This is a genomic window from Nocardia sp. NBC_01009 (genome assembly GCF_045208035.1).
Taxonomy (GTDB): Bacteria; Actinomycetota; Actinomycetes; order Mycobacteriales; family Mycobacteriaceae; genus Nocardia.
On sequence record NZ_CP108695.1, the window covers coordinates 2,537,297 to 2,559,036 of the forward strand.

General features: G+C 66.1%; 20 protein-coding genes and 1 tRNA gene. 17 read left to right on the plus strand and 4 right to left on the minus strand.

The annotated features are described in order from the left end of the window. The first annotated feature begins 29 nt into the window (after nt 1-29). On the plus strand, nt 30-1,247 hold the full coding sequence (locus tag OHA42_RS11230; RefSeq protein WP_406236695.1) for an amidohydrolase family protein: 1,218 nt from the start codon (nt 30-32) through the stop codon (nt 1,245-1,247). A gap of 48 nt (nt 1,248-1,295) precedes the next feature. Here OHA42_RS11230 and OHA42_RS11235 read toward each other — a convergent pair whose 3' ends face one another. From OHA42_RS11235 to OHA42_RS11250, 4 genes are all read right to left on the minus strand, one after another. Then, nucleotides 1,296-1,772 carry an MmpS family transport accessory protein gene (locus OHA42_RS11235; RefSeq protein ID WP_406239285.1) on the minus strand — a complete coding sequence of 159 codons (477 nt, stop codon included), beginning with the start codon at nt 1,770-1,772 and terminating at the stop codon, nt 1,296-1,298. Beyond that, nucleotides 1,727-1,799: transfer RNA gene (locus tag OHA42_RS11240), tRNA-Arg, on the minus strand. The genes OHA42_RS11235 and OHA42_RS11240 overlap by 46 nt, the downstream gene beginning before the upstream one ends. 122 nt (nt 1,800-1,921) lie before the next feature. After that, on the minus strand, nt 1,922-2,767 hold the full coding sequence (locus OHA42_RS11245) for a DUF305 domain-containing protein (protein ID WP_406236696.1): 846 nt from the start codon (nt 2,765-2,767) through the stop codon (nt 1,922-1,924). Continuing rightward, nucleotides 2,768-3,712, minus strand: coding sequence for a DUF3105 domain-containing protein (locus OHA42_RS11250; protein ID WP_406236697.1), 945 nt, complete (start codon nt 3,710-3,712; stop codon nt 2,768-2,770). It abuts the gene before it with no gap. Between the two features lie 91 nt (nt 3,713-3,803). Between OHA42_RS11250 and argS the strand changes: the two genes are divergently transcribed. From argS to OHA42_RS11330, 16 genes are all read left to right on the plus strand, one after another. After that, complete coding sequence (argS, locus tag OHA42_RS11255; RefSeq protein ID WP_406236698.1) at nt 3,804-5,456, plus strand: arginine--tRNA ligase; 1,653 nt, start codon at nt 3,804-3,806, stop codon at nt 5,454-5,456. Nucleotides 5,457-5,502: 46 nt separating this feature from the next. After that, on the plus strand, nt 5,503-6,918 hold the full coding sequence (lysA, locus tag OHA42_RS11260; RefSeq protein ID WP_328409848.1) for a diaminopimelate decarboxylase: 1,416 nt from the start codon (nt 5,503-5,505) through the stop codon (nt 6,916-6,918). Between the two features lie 76 nt (nt 6,919-6,994). Then, a complete protein-coding gene (locus OHA42_RS11265; protein ID WP_406236699.1) occupies nt 6,995-8,350 on the plus strand; it encodes a homoserine dehydrogenase in 1,356 nt (451 codons plus the stop codon). Nucleotides 8,351-8,444: 94 nt separating this feature from the next. Further along, nucleotides 8,445-9,539 (plus strand): threonine synthase, encoded by a 1,095-nt coding sequence (gene thrC / locus OHA42_RS11270; protein WP_328409852.1) that lies wholly within the window; start codon nt 8,445-8,447, stop codon nt 9,537-9,539. Nucleotides 9,540-9,582: 43 nt separating this feature from the next. Then, the gene (thrB, locus tag OHA42_RS11275) at nt 9,583-10,542 is read left to right on the plus strand and encodes a homoserine kinase (protein WP_406236700.1); all 960 of its coding nucleotides are present in this window, start codon (nt 9,583-9,585) and stop codon (nt 10,540-10,542) included. A gap of 344 nt (nt 10,543-10,886) precedes the next feature. Next, nucleotides 10,887-13,052, plus strand: a complete 2,166-nt coding sequence (gene rho, locus OHA42_RS11280) for a transcription termination factor Rho (RefSeq protein WP_406236701.1) — start codon at nt 10,887-10,889, stop codon at nt 13,050-13,052. A gap of 758 nt (nt 13,053-13,810) precedes the next feature. Beyond that, the gene (rpmE, locus tag OHA42_RS11285; protein ID WP_328409859.1) at nt 13,811-14,053 is read left to right on the plus strand and encodes a 50S ribosomal protein L31; all 243 of its coding nucleotides are present in this window, start codon (nt 13,811-13,813) and stop codon (nt 14,051-14,053) included. Nucleotides 14,054-14,215: 162 nt separating this feature from the next. Continuing rightward, the gene (gene prfA / locus OHA42_RS11290) at nt 14,216-15,232 is read left to right on the plus strand and encodes a peptide chain release factor 1 (protein ID WP_328412772.1); all 1,017 of its coding nucleotides are present in this window, start codon (nt 14,216-14,218) and stop codon (nt 15,230-15,232) included. A gap of 25 nt (nt 15,233-15,257) precedes the next feature. Beyond that, entirely contained in the window at nt 15,258-16,130 is an 873-nt protein-coding gene (prmC, locus tag OHA42_RS11295) for a peptide chain release factor N(5)-glutamine methyltransferase (protein ID WP_406236702.1), read from the plus strand. Between the two features lie 1,004 nt (nt 16,131-17,134). After that, nucleotides 17,135-17,800 (plus strand): L-threonylcarbamoyladenylate synthase, encoded by a 666-nt coding sequence (locus OHA42_RS11300; RefSeq protein ID WP_406236703.1) that lies wholly within the window; start codon nt 17,135-17,137, stop codon nt 17,798-17,800. A gap of 204 nt (nt 17,801-18,004) precedes the next feature. Then, nucleotides 18,005-18,130, plus strand: coding sequence for a hypothetical protein (locus OHA42_RS11305; RefSeq protein WP_406236704.1), 126 nt, complete (start codon nt 18,005-18,007; stop codon nt 18,128-18,130). Further along, the gene (locus OHA42_RS11310; RefSeq protein ID WP_406236705.1) at nt 18,127-19,281 is read left to right on the plus strand and encodes an MraY family glycosyltransferase; all 1,155 of its coding nucleotides are present in this window, start codon (nt 18,127-18,129) and stop codon (nt 19,279-19,281) included. The genes OHA42_RS11305 and OHA42_RS11310 overlap by 4 nt, the downstream gene beginning before the upstream one ends. A 10-nt stretch (nt 19,282-19,291) precedes the next feature. Beyond that, nucleotides 19,292-19,747: a hypothetical protein gene (locus tag OHA42_RS11315; RefSeq protein ID WP_406236706.1), complete on the plus strand. Its 456-nt coding sequence runs from the start codon at nt 19,292-19,294 to the stop codon at nt 19,745-19,747. Nucleotides 19,748-19,996: 249 nt separating this feature from the next. Next, nucleotides 19,997-20,845 (plus strand): F0F1 ATP synthase subunit A, encoded by an 849-nt coding sequence (gene atpB / locus OHA42_RS11320; protein WP_406236707.1) that lies wholly within the window; start codon nt 19,997-19,999, stop codon nt 20,843-20,845. Between the two features lie 72 nt (nt 20,846-20,917). Next, on the plus strand, nt 20,918-21,166 hold the full coding sequence (locus OHA42_RS11325) for an ATP synthase F0 subunit C (RefSeq protein ID WP_040687112.1): 249 nt from the start codon (nt 20,918-20,920) through the stop codon (nt 21,164-21,166). A gap of 7 nt (nt 21,167-21,173) precedes the next feature. Further along, the gene (locus tag OHA42_RS11330) at nt 21,174-21,734 is read left to right on the plus strand and encodes a F0F1 ATP synthase subunit B (protein WP_406236708.1); all 561 of its coding nucleotides are present in this window, start codon (nt 21,174-21,176) and stop codon (nt 21,732-21,734) included. Nucleotides 21,735-21,740: the final 6 nt, after the last annotated feature.

Consider the following 21,740-nt stretch of genomic DNA (forward strand, 5'->3'; position numbering starts at 1 on the left):
CTTAAAAGCTTTTAATCTAGCCTTGGGTCATGAGTTCGACACTTCTTCTCCGCGGCGGCATCGTGCTGGACACCGAGCCGCAGCCGCGGGTCACCGAGCACACCGACGTCTTGATCGAGAACGGTCGAATCGCTGCTCTCGGAACGGGATTGAGTGCACCCGAGGTGCTCGACGTCAGCGGTCACATCGTGATGCCGGGGTTCGTCGACACGCATCGCCACACCTGGCAGGCCGCCATCGGAGCGACGACCGCCGACGCCACCCTCGCCGACTACCTCGCTCGTGTTCTCGGTGGCTTTGCGCCGCGGTATCGACCGGCCGACGTGCGCATCGGCAACCTGGCGGGGGCTTTGGACGCGCTCGGTTCCGGCACGACGACCCTGCTCGACTGGTCGCAGCTCAATGCGACTCCGGAGCACACCGATGCCGCGATCCAGGGACTCCGAGAGTCGGGCATCCGTGGTGTATTCGCCTATGGCGGTGCCGCTCCCGCGGCAGTCGCGCCTCGGCTGACATTCGCCTACGCCGCGATGGGGCCCGAAATCGCCGGAGCGGACGAGGGGATTCGAGAATGGCGCGAAGCCAGGGAGCTCGGCCTGCCGATCACGGTGCACATGGGTGGCAATGGAAGGGAAAGCGCCGCACGAGGATTGGCGGTGCTGGCGGCAAGCGACCTGCTCGGACCATGCACCACCTACATCCACCCCAACTATTTCTCCGACGACGAACTGCGCCGGATCGCCGACACCGGCGGCACCGCGTCGATCGCGCCGATCAGCGAAGCCGGCTTGCACATCGGCTATCCCGCCACTGGCCGGTTGCGCGCAGCCGGTATTCCGACCTCGCTCAGCTCGGACTCCGTCACCAGTGGCCCCGGTGACATGTTCAGCGTGATGCGAGCCGCCTACTTACTCGAAAGGGCCTGTCCTGGACTGGAATTCACCACCCGCGACGTCCTGCGCATGGCCACTCTCGAAGGCGCCGAAGTGCTCGGGCTCGGCGATGTCACCGGCTCGCTGCGCCCCGGCAAGCAGGCCGATCTCCTTGTGCTGCGCACCGACAGCCTCGGCATGAGCGCCCTGTCGGACCCGATCGCCGCAGTTGTCCTTGCTGCCGGAACAGCCGATATCGACACGGTGCTGGTCGGCGGCGAGATCGTCAAACGCGGTGGGCGACTCGTCCATCACCGAATCGATGCGGTGCGGGCGGAGCTACTGGAGTCGGCCCGCCACGTGGCGACGGTGTGAATTGTCGGAAGGGGACCGGATCGGGCTCTCGAGCTGGAGGTTACGCGCTCAGAAGGTGCTGCCCGAGCAGACCACCGCGGCGTCCTTGCCGGTAGCGGTTTTCTCGTCGGTCACCTTGCCATCGACGATGACCCGGCACGTGACGGATGTTCCCTTGGTCTGCGCGCGGAGGCCGACAATCACCATCCCCAAGTTGTTGGTGACCGATTTCGACCACGGTGCCGCCACTTCGACTTCCCGCTGTGGCTCGGAGTTGTGGTCGTAGTAGGTGACCGAATTCAGTGTCGGTGCATCGGAGACGATCTCGAGGATCAGGCCGACCCTGCGGACGAACAGACGCGGGCTGAGGGAGTAGCTCCCGACCGGAGCCGTAGAAACCGCCCGACCTGCGAGTTCGGGAATCGGTCGATGGGCTACAGTGCGTGACCAAAGAAAGGGCCCTGATCCAGCTGCGCGCTGGTCAGGGCCATTTCCGTGTGTGCCCTCGGCAGGAATCGAACCTGCGGCCTTCTGCTCCGGAGGCAGACGCTCTATCCCCTGAGCTACGAGGGCGGGATAGATCTCGGTCGAACGCCGGGTGGGGCGGCCGATCGGGCGGGGCAAGCGTATCGCATCGGCAGCTGTCCGCCAAAAAGTGCGCCGGGTCGGGTGGTTTCGCGGGTTCGACCCGGGGCTCAGGTCACCGGCAGGGGTGTTGCGCCTCGGGCGGTGAGCATGGTGGTCATCAGCTGGGCTTCGCCGCGCTGGGTTGTCTCCATGGTGCTCGCCAGGCTGCGCACGGCGGTGGTTTCGGCGTGCTCGGCCGCGTATCGGATCATCGACATGCCGCCCTGATGGTGGCGCAGCATCAGCTGCAGGAACATCGTGTCCAGCGCCGGGCCGGTGGCCTGGCGTAGCGCTGTCATCTCCGCGTTGGTCGCCATGCCCGGCATGGTGGGCATCGGGCCGGACATCGGGTGGCCCGCCGTGCTGCCCGCGCCGGCGTGGTCGTGGCCGCCGCCCGCGGGTTCGGTCATCCAGCCCATGTAGCCGTCGATGTCCTGCATCGGCTTGCCCCACAGTTGCAGCCAGCCCTGCATCCTGCCGAGCTGGGCCTGCTGGGTGGTCAGGATGTCGTAGGCGAGCCTGCGTACGTCGTTGTCGGTGGAGCCGATGAGCGCGACGCCTGCCATGTCGACTGCCTGGGCATGGTGAGCGGACATGTCCTGGCTGAAACCGGTGTCCACGGCGTTCGGGTCGGGTTCGGCATTGTGGTCCAACGGAATCCGAGCGAGGACGCCGACGGCGAAACCGATCAGCAGGATGCCGATCGCACCGATGACCAGCAACGCGGTGCGCTGACGACGGAACTGTGCGCCGAAACCGGTGCCGTCGTCATCTCCGGATGCGGCGGTCGGGTCCTGTTCGGTCGACTCGGCACCGGCGTGATTGCCGGGGGCAGCGGCCAGGTCCTGTTCGATCGGACCGCCACCGGCGTCACTGCCGGCGCTCGGGTCCGGCTTGGTTCCTGTGTCGGCCATCTACTGGCCCGTCGTCGGTTGACCGGGGGCGGGTTGGGTCGGGATCTGCGCACCAGGAAGGCCGGGAGCGCCGGGCAGACCAGGAGCACCGGGCAGACCGGGAACACCGGGCACGCCGGGGATGCCGCCGGGCAGACCCGGCATGCCGCCACCGAGCTCGGTCGGATCGGGTTCGAGGCCCTTACCGTCCATCGGCACCGCATTCGGTCCGGGCGGGCTGGGGTCGAACGGCAGCGGGTTGTTCGCGTCGAAGGATGGGTTGGAGCAGCTCGCGCCCACCTCGGGGTAGGCGCCGTAAGGGTTGCCACGCAACGCCGTGAGGAACTGGTTGACCCGCTTGTCGTCGGGGCTGTCCACCGTCAGCCGATGGCCCCAGGACTGCAGCGACACCGCCGATGTCAGGCCGGGGTACGGCGACATCAGGGTTTGCTGTTTGCCCTCGACCTTCTTCTTCAGAGTTTCGACTCCCGCGGCGTCCACCTTGTCCGGGTTATAGGTGATCCATACCGCGCCGTGCTCGAGCGAATGCACCGCGTTCTCCGCCCGGATCGGCTTGCTGTACACCACGCCGGTGCAGTTCGCCCAGGCCTGATCGTGCGGGCCGCCGAACGGTGGGCTCTGGTCATAGGCCACCCGCTGGGCGCCGGAGACGTGCAGACCGGCCGGGTACTCCTGCTTGGTCACGCCCGAGATCTGATCGGAAGGGTCTTTGCGCTGGGCGCTCGGCGTGTATTTCTCGAGGTCGGCCTTGTCTCGGTACTTCGGGACCAGGCTGTAGGCGAGGACACCGACCAGTGCGATGATGACCGCGGCAGCGCCGATGGCCAGCCACGGAATCTGGCGCTTCTTGCCGAGCGGGCTCTTGCCACCGCCCCTTTTGCGCGAAGACGACGACTTCCCGGCGGCCCGTACGGCCTTGGCCGATTTGGCACTTGTGCTCGGCATTGCTCGTTGTGCTCTTTCGACGTGATGGATCCGCTGGCAGTGCGGTGCCCACTCGAGGTGCACACCCGCCCAGACCATAGGATAGAGACTCGTGACTCCAGCTGACCTTGCAGATCTCCTTCGCGCAACTGCGGCGAAGGTGCTTGTCGAACGTGGACTGGACCCTGCGGTCCTGCCCGACGCGGTCAGTGTGGAGCGCCCCCGTAATCCGGAACACGGTGACTATGCCACGAATGTGGCGATGCAGGTCGGCAAGCGGGCCGGAACCAATCCACGTGAATTGGCCGCCTGGCTGGCCGCCGCGCTCGCCGCGACCGACGGCATCGACTCCGCCGATGTGGCGGGTCCAGGCTTCCTGAACATCCGGCTCGCCGCGTCCGCACAGGGCGCGATCGTCGCGCAGGTTCTTGCGGCAGGCGCGGGGTACGGCACGTCGGAAGCGTTGACCGGAACTCGCATCAACCTGGAGTTCGTGTCGGCCAATCCGACCGGCCCCGTGCACCTCGGCGGTACCCGCTGGGCCTCGGTCGGTGACGCGCTGGGCCGGATTCTGGCCGCGCAGGGCGCCGACGTGACTCGTGAGTACTACTTCAACGATCACGGCGCGCAGATCGACCGCTTCGCCAAGTCGCTGGTCGCTGCCGCCTCCGGCGCGCCGACGCCGGAGAACGGGTACGCGGGCGCCTACATCACCGAGATCGCCGACAAGATCGTCGCCGGGCGTCCCGATGCGCTGACGCTGTCGGAGGCCGAGCGGCTCGAGCTGTTCCGTGCCGAGGGCGTGGAGCTGATGTTCGCCCAGATCAGGGCATCGCTGCACGAGTTCGGCACCGACTTCGACGTCTACTTCAACGAGAGCTCGTTGTTCGAGTCCGGCGCGGTGGAGCAGGCCGTCACCACCCTCAAGGACTCCGGCGATCTGTACCAGAAGGACGGCGCATGGTGGATCGCCAGCTCGGACTACGGTGACGACCAGGATCGTGTGGTCATCAAGAGCGACGGCAACGCGGCCTACATCGCGGGCGACATCGCCTACTTCCAGAACAAGCGGGCCCGCGGCTTCGACCTGTGCATCTACATGCTCGGCGCCGACCATCACGGCTACATCGGCCGGTTGAAGGCCGCCGCCGCCGCGTTCGGCGACGACCCGGCCACGGTCGAGGTACTGATCGGGCAGATGGTGAATCTGGTCAAAGACGGCGTCGCGGTGAAGATGAGCAAGCGCGCGGGCACCGTTGTCACCCTCGACGACCTCGTCGAGGCGATCGGTGTCGATGCCTCCCGCTACGCCCTGGTGCGCAGCTCGGTGAACTCCAGCATCGATATCGACCTGAACCAGTGGACGAGCGCGAACAACGAAAACCCCGTCTACTACGTGCAATACGCGCACGCCAGGCTGTCGTCGTTGGCGCGCAACGCGGTGGATCTCGGGGTGAGCGCCGCGAACCCGGACTTCGGGTTGCTCGCCACCGAGCACGAAGGCGAACTCATCCGCACCCTCGGCGAGTACCCGCGGGTGGTTGCCAGCGCCGCGAGTCTGCGTGAACCGCACCGGGTCGCCCGCTATCTGGAGGAGCTCGCCGGCGCGTACCACCGGTTCTACGGCGCCTGCCAGGTGCTGCCCAAGGGTGACGAGCAGCCGACGCCGCTGCACACCGCACGGCTCGCGCTGTGTGAGGCCACCCGTCAGGTGCTCGCCAACGGCCTCGGGCTGCTCGGCGTCAGTGCGCCGGAGCGCATGTGAACCGGCTATCGGGCTTCGAGACGAGCAGCATGAGGAAGGTAGTTCAGTGAGCGCGCATCCAGCCGGACCCCGGCACGCCGAGATCCCGCACGCCCCCAGTCTGGCCGAGCGCCCGCGTGACCCGAAGCAGATGATCGATCTGCCCGTAAATGTGTGGCCGCGCAACGCTTCTCGCGATGGCGACGGTGTCGTGCAGCTGGCCGGTGTGCCGGTGCACGAGCTGGCCGCACAGTTCGGCACCCCGCTGTTCGTGGTGGACGAGGACGACTTCCGTTCCCGCTGCCGCGATATGGTGCGCGCGTTCGGCTCGAATGCGCGAGTTCACTACGCGTCGAAGGCATTCCTGTGTGGCGAGATCGCCCGCTGGATCCGCGACGAAGGGCTCTCGCTGGACGTGTGCTCCGGCGGCGAGCTTGCCGTCGCGCTGCACGCGGGCTTCCCGGCCCAGCGAATCGCGTTGCACGGCAACAACAAGTCGGTTCCCGAGCTGGAGGCGGCGGTTGCGGCGGGCGTCGGGCATGTGGTGGTCGACTCGCTGATCGAGATCGATCGCCTCGAGGTGGTCGCGGGCCGCGCGGGCGTGGTGCAGGATGTGCTCGTTCGTGTCACCGTCGGTGTGGAAGCCCATACGCACGAATACATTTCGACCGCGCACGAGGATCAGAAGTTCGGTTTCTCCATCGCGGGCGGCGACGCCATGGAAGCGCTGGCCCGCGTCTTCGAGGCCGACAACCTGCGTCTGGTCGGGCTGCACTCGCACATCGGGTCGCAGATCTTCGAGCTCGACGGCTTCGAGATCGCCGCGCGCCGGATGCTCGGACTGCTGCGCGCCGCCGTCGACAAGTTCGGCATCGAGCGCACCGCCCAGATCGCCACCCTGGATCTCGGTGGCGGCCTTGGTATTTCGTACCTGCCGAACGACGACCCGCCGCCGCTGGACGAGTTCGCAACGAGCCTGCGCAAGCTGGTCGGCGAGGAAGCGGACCGAGCCGGACTGCCGGAGCCGACCATCGCGGTGGAACCGGGTCGCGCCATCGCGGGACCGGGCACTGTGACGTTGTACGAGGTCGGCACGATCAAGGACGTCTCGCTCGACGGTGGACTTACCCGCCGCTATGTCAGCGTCGACGGCGGCATGAGCGACAACATCCGCCCCGCGCTGTATCAGGCGGACTACGATTGCCGGCTGGTCTCGCGCTCTTCGGACGCCGACCCGGTGGTTGCGCGCGTGGTCGGAAAGCATTGCGAGAGTGGCGATATCATTATCCGGGACACCTGGATGCCTGCCGACGTCGGCCCCGGCGATCTGGTCGCAGTGGCGGCCACCGGTGCGTATTGCTACTCGATGTCGAGTCGATACAACCAGCTGACACGTCCCGCGGTCGTCGCAGTGCGCGACGGAGTTCCGCGACTCATTCTGCGCCGGGAAACGGTGTCGGACCTGCTCAGCCTGGAGGTGTAATGAGCAACACCGACGCAGCCTCGCTCATCGAAGCCGATCGAGTGCGGGTATCCCGCACTAACACAGAGGTGGAATCATGACCAATGCCGCGAAGCATGGAACCTGGGGAACCGATCGTCCGATCGGGGTCGCGGTCCTCGGGATGGGGAATGTCGGCACCGAGGTGGTGCGCATTCTGCGCGACCACGCCGATGACCTACGCTCGCGCGTCGGCGCACCGGTCGTGCTCCGCGGTGTCGCGGTGCGCAACCTCGACACCGACCGCGGTCTGCCCGCCGAACTGCTGACCACCGACCCGGACGCGCTCGTCGCCCGCGACGACGTCGACCTGGTTGTCGAGGTCATCGGCGGCATCGATCCGCCGCGCAGACTGATCCTGGCCGCGCTGAATGCGGGCAAATCCGTGGTGACCGCCAACAAGGCACTGCTCGCCGACTACACCGGTGAGCTCGCCGCGGCCGCCGAGCGCAGCCGCGCCGACCTGTACTTCGAGGCCGCCGTCGCCGGCGCCATCCCGGTGGTGCGCCCGCTCATCCAGTCGCTGGCCGGTGATCGGGTCAACAAGGTCGTCGGCATCGTCAACGGCACCACCAACTTCATCCTCTCCGCGATGGACGAGACCGGCGCCGACTACTCGGACACGCTCGCCGAGGCCACTCGCCTCGGGTACGCCGAGGCCGACCCGACCGCCGACGTCGAGGGCTACGACGCCGCCGCGAAGACCGCGATCCTGGCCTCACTGGCCTTCCACACCCGGGTCACCGCTGCCGACGTGTACCGCGAGGGCATCTCGAAGATCTCCGCGGAGGACCTGGAGACCGCTTCCGAGCTGAACTGCACCGTCAAGCTGCTCGCCATCTGCGAGCGCGTCGACTCGGGCCCCGGCGAGCCCGGCCCGGAAGAAGGCGGCAAGGACCGCGTCTCGGTGCGCGTCTACCCGGCCCTCATCCCGCGCAAGCACCCGCTGGCCGCGGTCAGCGGTGCGTTCAACGCGGTGGTCGTCGAGGCGGAGAACGCGGGACGGCTGATGTTCTACGGTCAGGGCGCGGGCGGCGCTCCGACGGCGTCCGCGGTGCTCGGTGATCTGGTGATGGCCGCGCGCAACAAGTTCTACGGTGGCCGTGCTCCCGGCGAATCGGTTTATGCTGAGCTACCGATTGCGCCGATCGGCGATACGCCGACCCGTTACCACGTGAACCTGCAGGTCGAAGACCGTCCTGGGGTTCTGGCCAAGGTTGCGGGCGAGTTCGCCCAGCACGGGGTGAGCATCTCGACCGTCCGCCAGGAAGGGCACGGCAACGGTGCGCGCCTTGTTGTCGTGACCCACCACGCGGTGGAGTCGGCGCTCGCGGACACCGTGGCCGCTCTCGCGGAGATGGAGTCCGTCACATCAGTGACCAGTGTTCTGAGATTGGAAGGCACCGAAGAATGAGGACGAATGTGCGGACAGTCGCCGACATTCGAGGCGATATGTCCACAGGTTTCCGGTGCGCACCCGCTGCCGGTCCGACGCAGGGAGCGCTGGCATGAACACCGCAGGCGTCGCACCGCAGACCGGAGTGCATTCGCGCTGGCCGGGGCTGATCGCGGCCTATCGTGATCGGCTCGCGGGCGCGGCCGACTGGGAGCCGGTCACCCTCTTCGAGGGCGGCACCCCGCTGGTGCCCGCGCCGCACCTGTCAGAGCTGACCGGGTGTGATGTGTATCTCAAGGTCGAGGGGCTCAACCCGACCGGTTCGTTCAAGGACCGCGGCATGACGATGGCGATCACCGACGCCAAGTACCGCGGTCAGACCGCCGTGCTGTGTGCCTCCACCGGCAACACCTCGGCGTCGGCCGCCGCTTACGCGACCCGCGCGGGCATGACCTGCGCCGTGCTGATCCCGCAGGGCAAGATCGCGATGGGCAAGCTGGCCCAGGCCGTCATGCTCGGCGCGAAGATCATCCAGGTCGAGGGCAATTTCGACGACTGCCTGGAGCTGGCCCGCAAGGTGACCGCGGAATTCCCGAGCATCGGTCTGGTGAACTCGGTGAACCCGGCCCGCATCGAGGGGCAGAAGACGGCCTCGTTCGAGATCTGTGATGTGCTCGGCAAGGCGCCGGACGTGCACGTGCTCCCGGTGGGCAACGCGGGCAACATCACCGCATACTGGCGCGGTTACCGCGAGTACTACGCCGACGGCATCACCACGCAGCTGCCGCGCATGCTCGGTGTGCAGGCCGCGGGTGCCGCGCCACTGGTCAACGGTGCCCCGGTCAAGGACCCGGAAACCATCGCCACCGCCATCCGGATCGGCGCGCCCGCGTCCTGGAACGGTGCGATGGAAGCCAAAGAGCAGTCCGGTGGCGCATTCCGCGCCGCCACCGACGAGGAGATCCTGGAGGCGTACCGACTGGTCGCCGCCACCGAGGGCGTCTTCGTCGAGCCTGCTTCGGCGGCCAGCGTCGCAGGTCTGCTCGCGGCCCGCAAGGAGGGCTGGCTCGACTCCGGCCTGACCGTTGTGTGCACCGTCACCGGCAATGGACTCAAGGATCCCGACACCGCGCTGTTGGGAATGCCACAGGTCCAGGCGCTCGAGGTCGACCCGGTCGCGGTGGCGGCCGAACTAGAGCTGGCCTGAGTTGAGTGCTCGGGAAAGTCAACTGCATGAGCGGGCAGTAGCCATGACGCGGACGCTGCCCGCTGGGTTGTCCGTGCTCGCGCGGGTGCCCGCCTCCAGCGCGAACCTGGGTCCCGGATTCGATTCGCTCGGTATGGCATTGGGCATCTACGACGAGATCGAGGTGCGCACTACCGATTCCGGCCTGACGATCCGGGTGGAGGGTGAGGGCGCCGACGACGTGCCGTGGGGCCCTTCGCATCTGGTGGTGCGTGCCATCGAGCGTGGGCTGGAATCTGCCGGCGTATGGGCCGACGGCCTCGATGTGGTGTGCCGCAACGTGATTCCGCATTCACGTGGTCTGGGTTCGTCGGCCTCCGCGGTGGTCGGCGGGCTGGCCGCCGGCTGTGCGCTCGCCGCGAAATTGGATCCGGCACTGGCCACCGGCGCGGACCAATTGGTGCAGCTGGCATCGGAATTCGAAGGTCATCCGGACAACGCGGCCGCCAGCGTGCTGGGCGGTGTGGTGGTGTCCTGGACCGAGACCGACCGGCCCGCTGATGCAGGCGCGGACGGCACCGCGGCCGCGCCGACCCGGATCTACCGTGCGGTGCGCCTCGAGCCACATCCCGACCTGCGTGCGGTGGTGCTCATCCCCGAGGAGCGCTCGTCCACCGCGCACACTCGTGGTCTGCTGCCCGAGGTGGTGCCGCACGGCGACGCCGCGTTCAACGTCAGCCGGGCCGCCCTCGCGGTGGTCGCACTGACCGAGCGCCCGGATCTGCTGCTGCCCGCGACCGCGGATCGGCTGCATCAGGGCCAGCGTGCGCCCGCCCTGCCGCTGACGACCGCCTGGATCCACCGGCTGCGGGCCGCTGGTATCGCGGCGACGGTTTCCGGCGCGGGCCCGACCGTACTGGCCCTCGTCACCAGCGAATTCCCCCAGGAACTCCGCGAACTGGCAGCCGCAGAAGGTCTGCGGGTGGTCGAGCCGGGACTCGCAGAAGGCGTCCAGGTCGACTGACGGCGAGTCTGCCTTGCCGAGGTTGACAGTTGCCAGCTATCCTGAGCGAGTCCGTACATCGTGCGCATCAGACGCCGGTGCTTCATCAGGGCAATCGCTCCAGCAGGCTCCAGGCTCGAGCCTCCAGGCCATGGGGGTGCTGCGTAGCTGCGCAACTGGAATGATCTCTCCCACCTTTCACAAACTGGTGGCGAAGCCGCCGGTCCGGCGGGGCAGGTGATACGGCACAAAGCGACCGGCAGGACGGATGTCCGGCGGTTGTACTCCGAGTTCGGCACAGTGCCCGAACTGCGGAACAAACCCTCGAAATAGCACACGGCAATCGAGGGAAGGAAAGGATTTCCGTGACAGATACGGACCTGCTCGCGACACCCGGGGTGGAATCCAACCCAACGACCCCGGGCGACCGCGAAAGTGACTCCGGACAGATTTCGAAGATGAGCGAACAAACCGACGTCGCACGATCGGGGCTGACTGGAATGTTGTTGCCGCAGTTGCGCGCGCTCGCGGGGGAGCTCGGTATCCGAGGCACCTCCGGAATGCGCAAAGGCGATTTGATCGCCGCTATCAAGGAAAACCAGGCCGGAAAGTCGGCGAAGGCAGAAAAGTCCGCGCGTGGCGAGGTGAAGTCCGATGCGGACACCGCCAAGGCGGTGCCGGTGCAGGCAACCCTGGATGTGACGCCCGCGGCTCCTGCCGCGGCGAACGAGGCTTCCGCTCCGTCGAATCAGGCTCCCGTCGCGGCTCAGTCGAATGAAGCTCCCGCGGCCACGTCGAAGTCCGCTCCCTCGAAGTCTGCTCGATCCGAGCAAACGCAGGCCGACTCGGCGCAGGCCGAGGCCGCGCCGACCGAGACCACCGAGGATTCCGGCCGCGAGCCGGGTCAGCGTGGTCGTGGCAGGCAGCGTCGCGGACGTGACCAGGCCCGCTCCGGTGGCGAGACCGCGTCGGCGGAATCGCGGGGTGACGAGCCGAAGCAGGATCAGGAGCAGGGCGAACGCCGCCGCGAGCGGAGTCAGTCCGGCGAACGCGGCCAGTCCGGTGAACGCGGCCAGTCCGGTGAGCGTGGCCAGTCCGGTGAGCGTGGCCAGTCCGGTGAACGCGGCCAGTCCGGTGAACGCGGCCAGTCCGGCGAACGCGGCCAGTCCGGTGAGCGTGGCCAGTCCGAGCGCGCCAACCAGAACGGGAGCGGCAATCGGGACCGTGGCGGCGAAAGCCGTGGCGGCGACAGCAACCGTGGCGGCGACGAGGACGAGGGCGGTCGCGGACGGCGTGGACGTCGCTTCCGTGAGCGTCGTCGTGGTCGCGACCGCGAAGGCGGCCCGAGCACGGGCGAGGCCCGTGAGCTGGAGATCCGCGAAGACGACGTATTGCAGCCGGTCGCGGGCATCCTCGACGTGCTCGACAACTACGCGTTCGTGCGGACCTCGGGCTACCTGGCCGGACCGAACGACGTGTATGTCTCGATGAACCTGGTCCGCAAGAACGGCCTGCGTCGCGGTGACGCGATCACCGGTGCGGTGCGCGCGCCGCGTGACGGTGAGCAGAGCAACCAGCGGCAGAAGTTCGATCCGCTGGTGCGGTTGGACACCGTCAACGGCGGTGACGTCGATGCGGCCAAGCGTCGTCCCGAGTTCAGCAAGCTGACCCCGCTCTACCCGAATCAGCGACTGCGTCTGGAAACCACGCAGAACAAGCTGACCACGCGTGTGATCGACCTGATCATGCCGATCGGCAAGGGTCAGCGTGCGCTGATCGTCTCCCCGCCCAAGGCGGGTAAGACCACGATCATGCAGGACATCGCGAACGCGATCGCCATCAACAACCCCGAGGTCTACCTCATGGTTGTGCTGGTCGACGAGCGTCCGGAAGAGGTCACCGACATGCAGCGTTCGGTGAAGGGTGAGGTCATCGCCTCCACCTTCGACCGGCCGCCGTCAGACCACACCTCGGTCGCCGAGCTGGCCATCGAGCGGGCCAAGCGCCTGGTCGAAATGGGCAAAGACGTTGTGGTGCTGCTCGACTCGATCACCCGATTGGGCCGTGCGTACAACAACTCCTCGCCCGCTTCCGGCCGCATCCTCTCCGGTGGTGTCGATTCCACCGCGCTGTACCCGCCCAAGCGGTTCCTCGGCGCGGCGCGCAATATCGAGAACGGCGGCTCGCTGACGATCATCGCCACCGCGATGGTGGAGACCGGTTCGACCGGTGACACGGTGATCTTCGAGGAGTTCAAGGGCACCGGCAACGCGGAGCTCAAGCTGGACCGCAAGATCGCGGAACGGCGTGTGTTCCCGGCGGTGGACGTCAATCCGTCCGGTACCCGTAAGGACGAGCTACTGCTCAGCCCCGACGAGGCCGCGGTGCTGCATAAGCTGCGCCGCGTACTGACCGGCCTGGACTCGCATCAGGCGATCGATCTGCTGATCGACCGACTGAAGAAGAGCAAGAACAACCTCGAGTTCCTGATGCAGGTGAGTAAGACCGCGCCAGGCGCACTCGACGAATGAGCCAGTCCGCCTCCCCGCGACTCGAGCGCACAAATAAGTGCCGCGAGAGTCGCGCGGCGGGCCGGCGGTCGAGTACTCGGCGACTTCTGGGTGTACCCCCAGAGCTACCCAGGTACTCGCGAAATCAGTAGTTGTTCCAGCAATCTCAGGGGCTCCGTGCACACGGGGCCCCTGAGTGCTGCGTGGGCTGAAGAACACCAGGCCGATAGCGGCGGCGCCAATGATCATGCAGCCGAGGATCATTGCGGTCGTTGCTGTTGAGCCGGAGGCGGTTGCGGTGTTCACGGGTTCGAAGGCCGTTGTGGTCGGCGCCGTGTATACGGCGGTCGAGGTGTGCGGGGCGTCGGGTACGGCAAGCCAGCCCACCGCGACAGTGAGAATCAACAGGGCGAAGATCGCGAGTGCGATTCGGCTGTTCATGAGTTCTCCTTTCTGTCTCGGCACGGCGTTGTGCTACCAGGGCTCAAACTCTATGAACAGCAGTGTTCGCATTCCTGAGTAGCGGACTACTCGACTTAAGGGTTCAGTAAGAGCGTGGGATCCGCGTGCCCGGACTTCTATGGGCGGGAAGGCGGGGGAGTACTCGCTGGCCGGGAACAAACCCGTACCGGGATGCGTTTTGGGAGCGTAGCGGCAGTTCTGGCATACTGAACGGTCGTTGCGTCTGCTCACCGAGCAGACCTCCCGCCTAGTCGGCTCCGGTTCACGCTCTCGCGATCTGCAAGGGCGACCCGGCGGCCAATATCGAGAGGACACCCATGAAGGCAGGAATCCACCCGACGTATGTCGACACCACGGTCGTCTGTGGTTGCGGCAACACCTTCCAGACTCGCAGCACCAAGGAGTCGGGACACATCACCGTCGAGGTCTGCTCGCAGTGCCATCCGTTCTACACCGGCAAGCAGAAGATCCTCGACACCGGCGGCCGTGTGGCCCGCTTCGAGGCCCGCTACGGCAAGCGTGCCGGCAAGAAGGCCGAAGCCGAAGCCGACGCCAAGTAGCTTCCTCGCCGACGCCCGGTCCTGCTTCTGCAGGCCGGGCGTCGGTGCTTTTGTGTGGTCCCGGTCTTCGCCCGGGATGGCGTGGAAAATCGAGAGGAAGCAGTTACCGTGACGCAACCGTCCGCGATCGATGACATTCTGGCCGAGCACGCGGGCTTGGAGATGCAGCTGTCCGATCCGGCGCTGCACAACGATCCGGGCGCTGCGCGCCGGGTCGGCAAGCGGTTCGCCGAGTTGGCCCCCATCATGGCCACCTACAACAAGCTGCAGACCGCCCGCGACGATCTCGCCGCCGCCAAGGAACTCGCGGCCGACGACGCGGCTTTCGCGGCCGAGGTGCCCGATCTGGAACGCCAGGTCGTCGAGTTGGAGCAGACGCTGGCGGATCTGCTCGCTCCGCGCGACCCGCACGACGGCGACGATGTGGTGCTCGAGGTCAAGTCCGGCGAAGGCGGCGAGGAATCCGCGCTGTTTGCTGCTGACCTGGCTCGCATGTACATCCGCTACGCCGAGCGGCACGGGTGGAAGGTCGAGGTTCTCGACGTCACCATCTCCGACCTCGGCGGCTACAAAGACGCCACGCTATCGATCAAGAGCAAGGACGCCGCACGCGACGGTGTCTGGTCGCGATTCAAATTCGAGGGCGGTGTGCACCGGGTGCAGCGCGTCCCGGTGACCGAATCGCAGGGCCGCATCCACACCTCGGCCGCGGGCGTGCTCATCTATCCGGAGCCCGACGAGGTGGAAGAGGTGCAGATCGACGAAACCGATCTGCGCATCGACGTCTACCGCTCCTCCGGCAAGGGCGGTCAGGGCGTCAACACCACCGACTCGGCCGTTCGCATCACCCACCTGCCCTCGGGCATCGTGGTGACCTGCCAGAACGAGCGTTCCCAGCTGCAGAACAAGGCACGTGCCATGCAGGTGCTCGCCGCACGGCTGCAGGCGCTCGCCGAGGAGCAGGCCGACCAGGAAGCCGCGGCGGGCCGAGCCAGCCAGATCCGCACGGTCGACCGGTCCGAACGCATCCGCACCTACAACTTCCCGGAGAATCGGATCGCCGACCACCGCATCGGATTCAAGGCCCACAACCTGGATGCTGTGCTCGATGGCGATATGGACGCATTGCTCGATGCGCTGGGCAAGGCGGATCGCGAGGCCCGAATGGCCGCCGAATAGGCCTCGATCGGGCAAAGTCAGCGCTATGAGTCGTGAGCCGTTGCGTCCAGTCATCAATGAAGCCGTCGAGACCCTGCGGGCGAGCGGGGTACACAGTCCGCAGGCAGACGCCGAACATCTCGCGGCACACGTGCTCGGCGTCGAGCGAACACGACTGGCGTTGACGCCTCTGGTCGAGCCCGAGAAGCTGGCGCAGTACCGCGCGCTGGTCGCCAAGCGTGCGGAACGAATCCCGTTGCAGCACTTGACCGGTACGGCCGCGATGGGTGAGATCGACCTGGCGGTCGGGCCCGGCGTTTTCGTGCCGCGTCCGGAGACCGAGCTGCTGTTCGCCTGGGCATTGGGCCAGCTGGAGAAGCTGCCGCACGATCACACGCCCATCGTGGTCGACCTGTGCACCGGTTCCGGCGCGCTCGCCCTGGCCATCGCGCACGCCCGCCCCGACGCCGACGTGCACGCCATCGAGATCGATCCATCCGCACTGCAATGGGCCCGCCGCAATGCCGACCTCCGTATCGCCGACGGCGACACCGCCATCACCCTGTACGCCGACGACGTCACCGACCCGGACCTGCTGTCCGAGCTCAACGGCCGCGTCGACCTCGTGGTATCAAACCCGCCCTACATCCCGGATGCCGCCGAACTCGACCCCGAGGTCGCCGACCACGACCCGCATCTGGCCCTGTTCGGCGGCCCCGACGGCCTGGACGTCATCCGCGCGATGATCCCCACCATCACCCGCCTGCTGCGCCCCGGCGGCACCATGGCCATCGAACACGACGACACCAACGGCTCGGAACTGGCGGCCCTACTCGGCAAACAGGGCGAATTCACCGACATCGTCGAACACCCCGACCTCGCCGGAAAACCGCGCTTCGTCGCCGCCAACCACACATGACCGCCCCACCACGCCCTTGATCCGGTCCAGCTCGTCAGCTGCGCTACACGCCGAGCGCCCTACCCCCACGGCCCGAGTCTCGCCTGCTCTGCGCAGCTGGATCCAGCACTAGAGCCCGCGGTCTATCCCACCACTCGTGCAGCCCAACAGCATCCACCACGGTGTCGTCCTGCCAAGGGGGGTTGGTGAGCCCGAAAGACGATGTCGTGCCGAGGGGTGCGTCGAACTGATGCTCGCGACCTTGTCCTATGTCCTTCGACCAGTCGGATTTCGGCCGGCAGTAAATGCCGCGTGTAGCTACCGATGCACCCCTATCGGCGCGATGACGCCTTCCGAGCGCAGCGAGATCCAGCCCTAGAGTTCGCGGCCCGTCCCCACCTCCACAACAGCCGAAGCACGTCGACCGAAGTCGCAAGCCCTACCGACGCACGTACTCGGCACGGTGACGCCTTCCGAGCGCAGCGAGATCCAGCCCTAGAGTTCGCGGCCCGTCCCCACCTCCACAACAGCCGAAGCACGTCGACCGAAGTCGCAAGCCCTACCGACGCACGTACTCGGCACGGTGACGCCTTCCGAGCGCAGCGAGATCCAGCCCCAGACTTCGCGGCCCGCCCCACCTCCGCAACAGCCGCAGCGCATTCTCCAAAGTCGCAAGCTCAGCTACCAACACACCCACTCGGCACGAAGACACCTTCCGAGCAAAGCGACACCGAGCATGAGAGTTCGCGGCGCATCCCACCTCCACAGCCACCGAAGCGCCTCGACCGAAGTCGCAAGCTCAACTACCGACGCCCCCACTAGGCACGATGACACCTTCCGAGCGCAGCGAGACCGAGCACTAGAGTTCGCGGCCCGTCTCGCTTCCGAGCCGTCGAAGCGCATGCGCCGCAGGCGCGAGTCTCGACGGCTCGGAAGCGAGACCAAGGGGGCCGCGAACACGCAGCGCCGCAGGCGCTGCCAAGACAACACAACCCTGCCAAAAAACACTGTGACAGGATGGGGGCGTGAGTACCGTCTACGACTGCGCGGATGCCGACTCCCGCGCCGCCGGACTGACCGCAGCGACGAGCGCCTTGAAATCCGGGCGGTTGGTCGTGCTGCCCACCGACACGCTCTATGGCCTTGCCGTCGACGCGTTCGATTCTTCGGCGGTCGGTTCGCTGCTTGCGGCCAAGCGACGCGGCAGGGACATGCCGGTGCCGGTGCTGGTCGGATCGTGGCACACCATCGACGGCCTGGTCTTCTCGGTGCGCCCACAGGCCCGCGAACTGATTCGTGCGTTCTGGCCCGGCGGACTGAGTCTGGTTGTGCAGCAAGCCCCTTCGCTTGCCTGGGATCTCGGCGACACCCGAGGAACGGTAATGCTGCGGATGCCGCTGCACCCGGTCGCGCTCGAGCTGCTGCGTGAGGTCGGCCCGCTGGCGGTGTCCAGTGCCAACGTTTCGGGACAGCCGCCTGCCAAGACCGCCGCCGAGGCTCGCGATCAGCTCGGCGATCTGGTCGGGGTCTACCTCGACGGCGGACCTTCCGAGCATGCCGTCGCCTCCACCATCGTCGATCTCACCGCCGACCAGCCGCGCGTTCTGCGCGAGGGCGCGGTGGCGGTCGCCGATATTGCCGAGGTGCTGGGAATGTCGCCGGAAGCCCTGACCGGCGCTGTGTCGCGATAAGTTGCTCGGCCCGGATGCAGTAACCCTGGATGTCGGACCGCAAGCCGAGGCGCTGAGCTCTTGACCTCGGCCACGGACATGAAGCGGCTTGCCGTCCGATGCTGTCGGTCGCGTGGCGCATGTCGACCGCAGGCCTCGGTATGGTCGCGGAGCCGAACCGGGCCGGTGTGGGTCGCCGCTGCTGCCTGGCCCGATCAATCTGGGATGCGTGGTGTTCAGGTGATGGATGCGATGATGGTCGCCGTGAAGATGGTCCGGGACAACATCTATTTCGATGGTCGTTTGCTGGGGACGGGCAGCGTGCTTCTGGTGGATGAGGGGCTGCGGTGACCGGTCAGGGAGCTGTGGTCCCCCTGCGTGAGCTACTGCTTGTGCTGCTGGTTGCCTCGACCGTGACGTTCCTGGCGACCGGAGGGGTTCGGTTGATGGCGATTGCCTTCGGTGCAGTCGCGGTGCCGCGTGAGCGGGACGTCCACGTCAAGCCGATCCCCCGCATGGGTGGGGTCGGCATCTATGTCGGGGTCGTCTCCGCAATCCTCTTCGCTCAGCAGTTGCCCGCGCTGCGTCGTGGGTTCGAGTGGCAGCATGATATTTCAGCAGTTCTGGTGGCAGGGACACTCATCGTGTTGGTCGGCATTGTCGACGATCGCTGGGGTTTGGACGCGCTGACAAAGTTTGCCGGGCAGGTGACTGCTGCGGGAGTGATGGCCGTTATGGGTTTGAGCTGGGTTATCGTCTACGACCCGTTCAACAACGAGACGGTGGTTCTCGATAGATTGCTGGGCGGATTGATTACTGTCGGCATCACCGTCGTGATGATCAATGCAATGAATTTTGTCGATGGTCTGGACGGCCTGGCGGCGGGCCTCGGCTTGATCGCGGCCTTGGCTGTGTTCGTCTTTACTATCGGATTGCTGAACGAGCAGGGTGGAGCAGCTGACACCTATCGGCCAGCTCTGCTCGCTGCAGCGCTGGCCGGTGCGTGCTTGGGTTTTCTTCCGCATAATTTTCAGCCGGCGCGAATCTTCATGGGCGACTCCGGCTCGATGCTGATCGGGTTGATGTTGGCTGCAGTGTCCACCGGAGCGTCCGGGCGGATACCGCTGAACGGCTTCGGGCCTCGCGATGTAGTCGGCTTGCTGTCACCTCTGTTGCTGGTCGGCGCAGTGATGTTCATTCCGGTGCTGGATCTCGTGCTGGCGATTGTGCGCCGAGTCCGTGCCGGCGTCAGTTTCTCGACTCCGGACAAAATGCACTTGCATCACCGGTTGCTGCAGATCGGACATTCGCACCGGCGCGTGGTTTTGCTTATCTATTTGTGGGTCGGTGTGCTCGCCTTCGGCGCTGTCGGCACCGCACTGATGGACCGGCGGCTGGTGGTGCTGCTGATGGCGGGCGGGCTGGTTTTCGCCCTCGTCGTTACGGCGATCCCAGGCCTGCGCCGCGGGGATGCCGCGGGTGACCGGACGCCGCCCGGGTAAAGTTTTGGTCGTGAGCTTTACTCCGACACCTGTCCCCGGTCCCCAAGCGCCGCTCAAGGCGGCGCTGCGCTACGGCGCGATCGGATTGATCGTGTTGGTCGTGCTCGCCGTGGCGATCGCCTCCGCGGCGGCCGGTATGCCCGGCTTCTGGGGTGCGCTGATCGGCGCGGCCATCGGCGGCGGTTTCATCCTCACCACGGCGGTCGTCGTGTTGCTCGGCGCGAAGCTGCCCGCGAGCACTGCGGGCCTGGTCATGCTGGTCAGCTGGGTCGGCAAGCTGCTGGTCGCGATGGTGGTGGTTGCGGTGCTGCAGAACTTCGATTTCTACAACCGGATGGCCCTGTTCCTGACCGTGGTGGGCGCCCTCGTCATCGTGCTCGGAGCTGAGACGTATGGCGTTCTGCGCCAGAAGGTTCCGTACGTGACGGTGCCCGATGCCGAGCCCGAACCGGGTACTGGTCGGTAATAAATCCCACCCACCTACACACTGTCGTAGATAACTTGGTAAAGTGTTGGTAAGCAAGCAACCAAGCGAGGGGGGATCACCCCGATCCCGCTGAGTGCCGCTATGCTTACTGCCGTGCCGGGCTCCGAGGGTTCCGGTTCTGCATGTCGACGATGTCGCCGACACACGTACAGACGCCAGGTGGAGTCCATCCCACCGCACAGCTGCTGACGAAATTCGAGCCGACCTGAGTCGACTAATTGATCGTCAATGTCCGATCGAACCGTGGGTACGACCGAACCCACGGCCCGAACACGGGAGAGAACGCTGAGCGTCACCACTTTGGCGGGCGAGTTCCACGCGCCATCGCTGTCCGACTTCTTCCCTCCAGCTGTGCTGTTCGAGGGTACGCCGTTCGAACTCGACCGACTGATGCTGATCCGTCTGATCATGACGGCAGTTCTTGTCATTGTGATGGTGTTGGCATTCCGGAGTCCCCGCATCGTCCCGCGCGGCCTGCAGAACATTGCCGAAACCGGATTGGTCTTCGTCAAGGAACAGATTTGCGATGAGGTTCTCGGTAAGGAATCCGGCCGCAAGTTCTTCCCGCTGATCGCGACAATCTTCTTCACGGTCCTCTTTCTGAACTTCTCCGGCATCATTCCGGGGTTGAACATCTCGTCGAACGCCCGAGTCGGCATGCCGCTGGTACTTGCCCTGCTTGCGTACATCACGTTCAACTACGTGGGTATCAAGAAGTACGGATTCCTCAAGTACATGCGCAGCAGCATCGTGGTCCCGAATGTTCCGCTCGCATTGCACGGGTTGCTGATTCCGATCGAGTTCATCTCGACGTTCGTGCTCCGCCCGTTCACGCTGACCGTCCGACTCATGGCGAACATGCTCGCAGGGCACATCATGCTGGTGCTGTTCTTCAGCGCCACCTGGTTCTTCCTGTTCGACGCCACCGCGTGGATGAAGGTGTTCTCGCCGTTCTCGCTGATCGCGGGACTCGGGTTCACCCTCTTCGAGATCCTGGTCATCTTCCTGCAGGCCTATGTGTTCGCCCTGCTGACCGCGGTCTACATCGGACTCGCGCAACACGCTGACTCGCACTGACCCGCAACAACTACCGGAAACCTGCTACATCACGCCGACCGGCGGGTGAGCAATAGAAAGGGAATGGAACTCATGAGCCTCGCGTACCTGGCCCAGGAAGCTGCAACCACCTCCGAGAAGTTCAAGGGCTTCGGCGCCATCGGCTACGGTCTGGCCGCCATCGGCCCGGGCATCGGCGTGGGCATCGTCGTCGGTAAGGCGATCGAGGGCATCGCCCGTCAGCCCGAGCTCCAGGGCACGATCCGCACCAACATGTTCCTCGGTATCGCGTTCACCGAGGCGCTCGCGCTGATCGGCCTCGTCGCCGGCTTCATTTTCTGAGTTTGCGATGACCACGCTTTCTGTGCTCGCCGCGGAGACAGGGGAAGATGTCAACCCCCTTATCCCCGAGACATACGACATCGTGTGGTCGGTGGTCTGCATTGCGATCATCGGCTTCATTTTCTACAAGTACGTAATTCCGCGCCTCATGAAGGTGCTGGACGAGCGTGCCGACAAGATCGAGGGTGGCATCCAGCGGGCCGAGGCCGCGCAGGAAGAGGCCCAGCTGACCCTGCAGCAGTATCAGCAGCAGCTGGCCGAGGCCAGGCTCGAGGCCGCGCGCATCCGTGAGGACGCACGCACACAAGGCCAGCAGATCCTCGCGCAGATGCGCACGGAAGCCCAGGCCGAAAGCGACCGCATCGTCGCGGCAGGCCACAGCCAGCTGGAAGCCCAGCGGCAGCAGATCCTCACCGAACTGCGTGCCGAGGTCGGACAGACGGCCGTCGATCTGGCGGAAAAGATTATCGGACAGTCGGTTTCGGACGAGGCCAAGCAAGCGGCTTCGATCGAGCGGTTCCTGTCCGAGCTCGACCAGTCGAATGCCGGCATCGGGGTCGGAAGGTAGCGACGC

Bases quoted from the DNA above. Each gene is read 5' to 3' on its own strand.
- OHA42_RS11230 (WP_406236695.1), top strand. From the start codon at position 30: ATGAGTTCGACACTTCTTCTCCGCGGCGGCATCGTGCTGGACACCGAG.
- OHA42_RS11245 (WP_406236696.1), bottom strand. From the start codon at position 2,767: ATGGCCGACACAGGAACCAAGCCGGACCCGAGCGCCGGCAGTGACGCC.
- OHA42_RS11250 (WP_406236697.1), bottom strand. From the start codon at position 3,712: ATGCCGAGCACAAGTGCCAAATCGGCCAAGGCCGTACGGGCCGCCGGG.
- OHA42_RS11265 (WP_406236699.1), top strand. From the start codon at position 6,995: ATGACCAATGCCGCGAAGCATGGAACCTGGGGAACCGATCGTCCGATC.
- thrC (WP_328409852.1), top strand. From the start codon at position 8,445: ATGAACACCGCAGGCGTCGCACCGCAGACCGGAGTGCATTCGCGCTGG.
- thrB (WP_406236700.1), top strand. From the start codon at position 9,583: ATGACGCGGACGCTGCCCGCTGGGTTGTCCGTGCTCGCGCGGGTGCCC.
- rpmE (WP_328409859.1), top strand. From the start codon at position 13,811: ATGAAGGCAGGAATCCACCCGACGTATGTCGACACCACGGTCGTCTGT.
- prfA (WP_328412772.1), top strand. From the start codon at position 14,216: ATGCAGCTGTCCGATCCGGCGCTGCACAACGATCCGGGCGCTGCGCGC.
- prmC (WP_406236702.1), top strand. From the start codon at position 15,258: ATGAGTCGTGAGCCGTTGCGTCCAGTCATCAATGAAGCCGTCGAGACC.
- OHA42_RS11305 (WP_406236704.1), top strand. From the start codon at position 18,005: ATGCGTGGTGTTCAGGTGATGGATGCGATGATGGTCGCCGTGAAGATG.
- atpB (WP_406236707.1), top strand. From the start codon at position 19,997: ATGTCCGATCGAACCGTGGGTACGACCGAACCCACGGCCCGAACACGG.
- OHA42_RS11325 (WP_040687112.1), top strand. From the start codon at position 20,918: ATGAGCCTCGCGTACCTGGCCCAGGAAGCTGCAACCACCTCCGAGAAG.
- OHA42_RS11330 (WP_406236708.1), top strand. From the start codon at position 21,174: ATGACCACGCTTTCTGTGCTCGCCGCGGAGACAGGGGAAGATGTCAAC.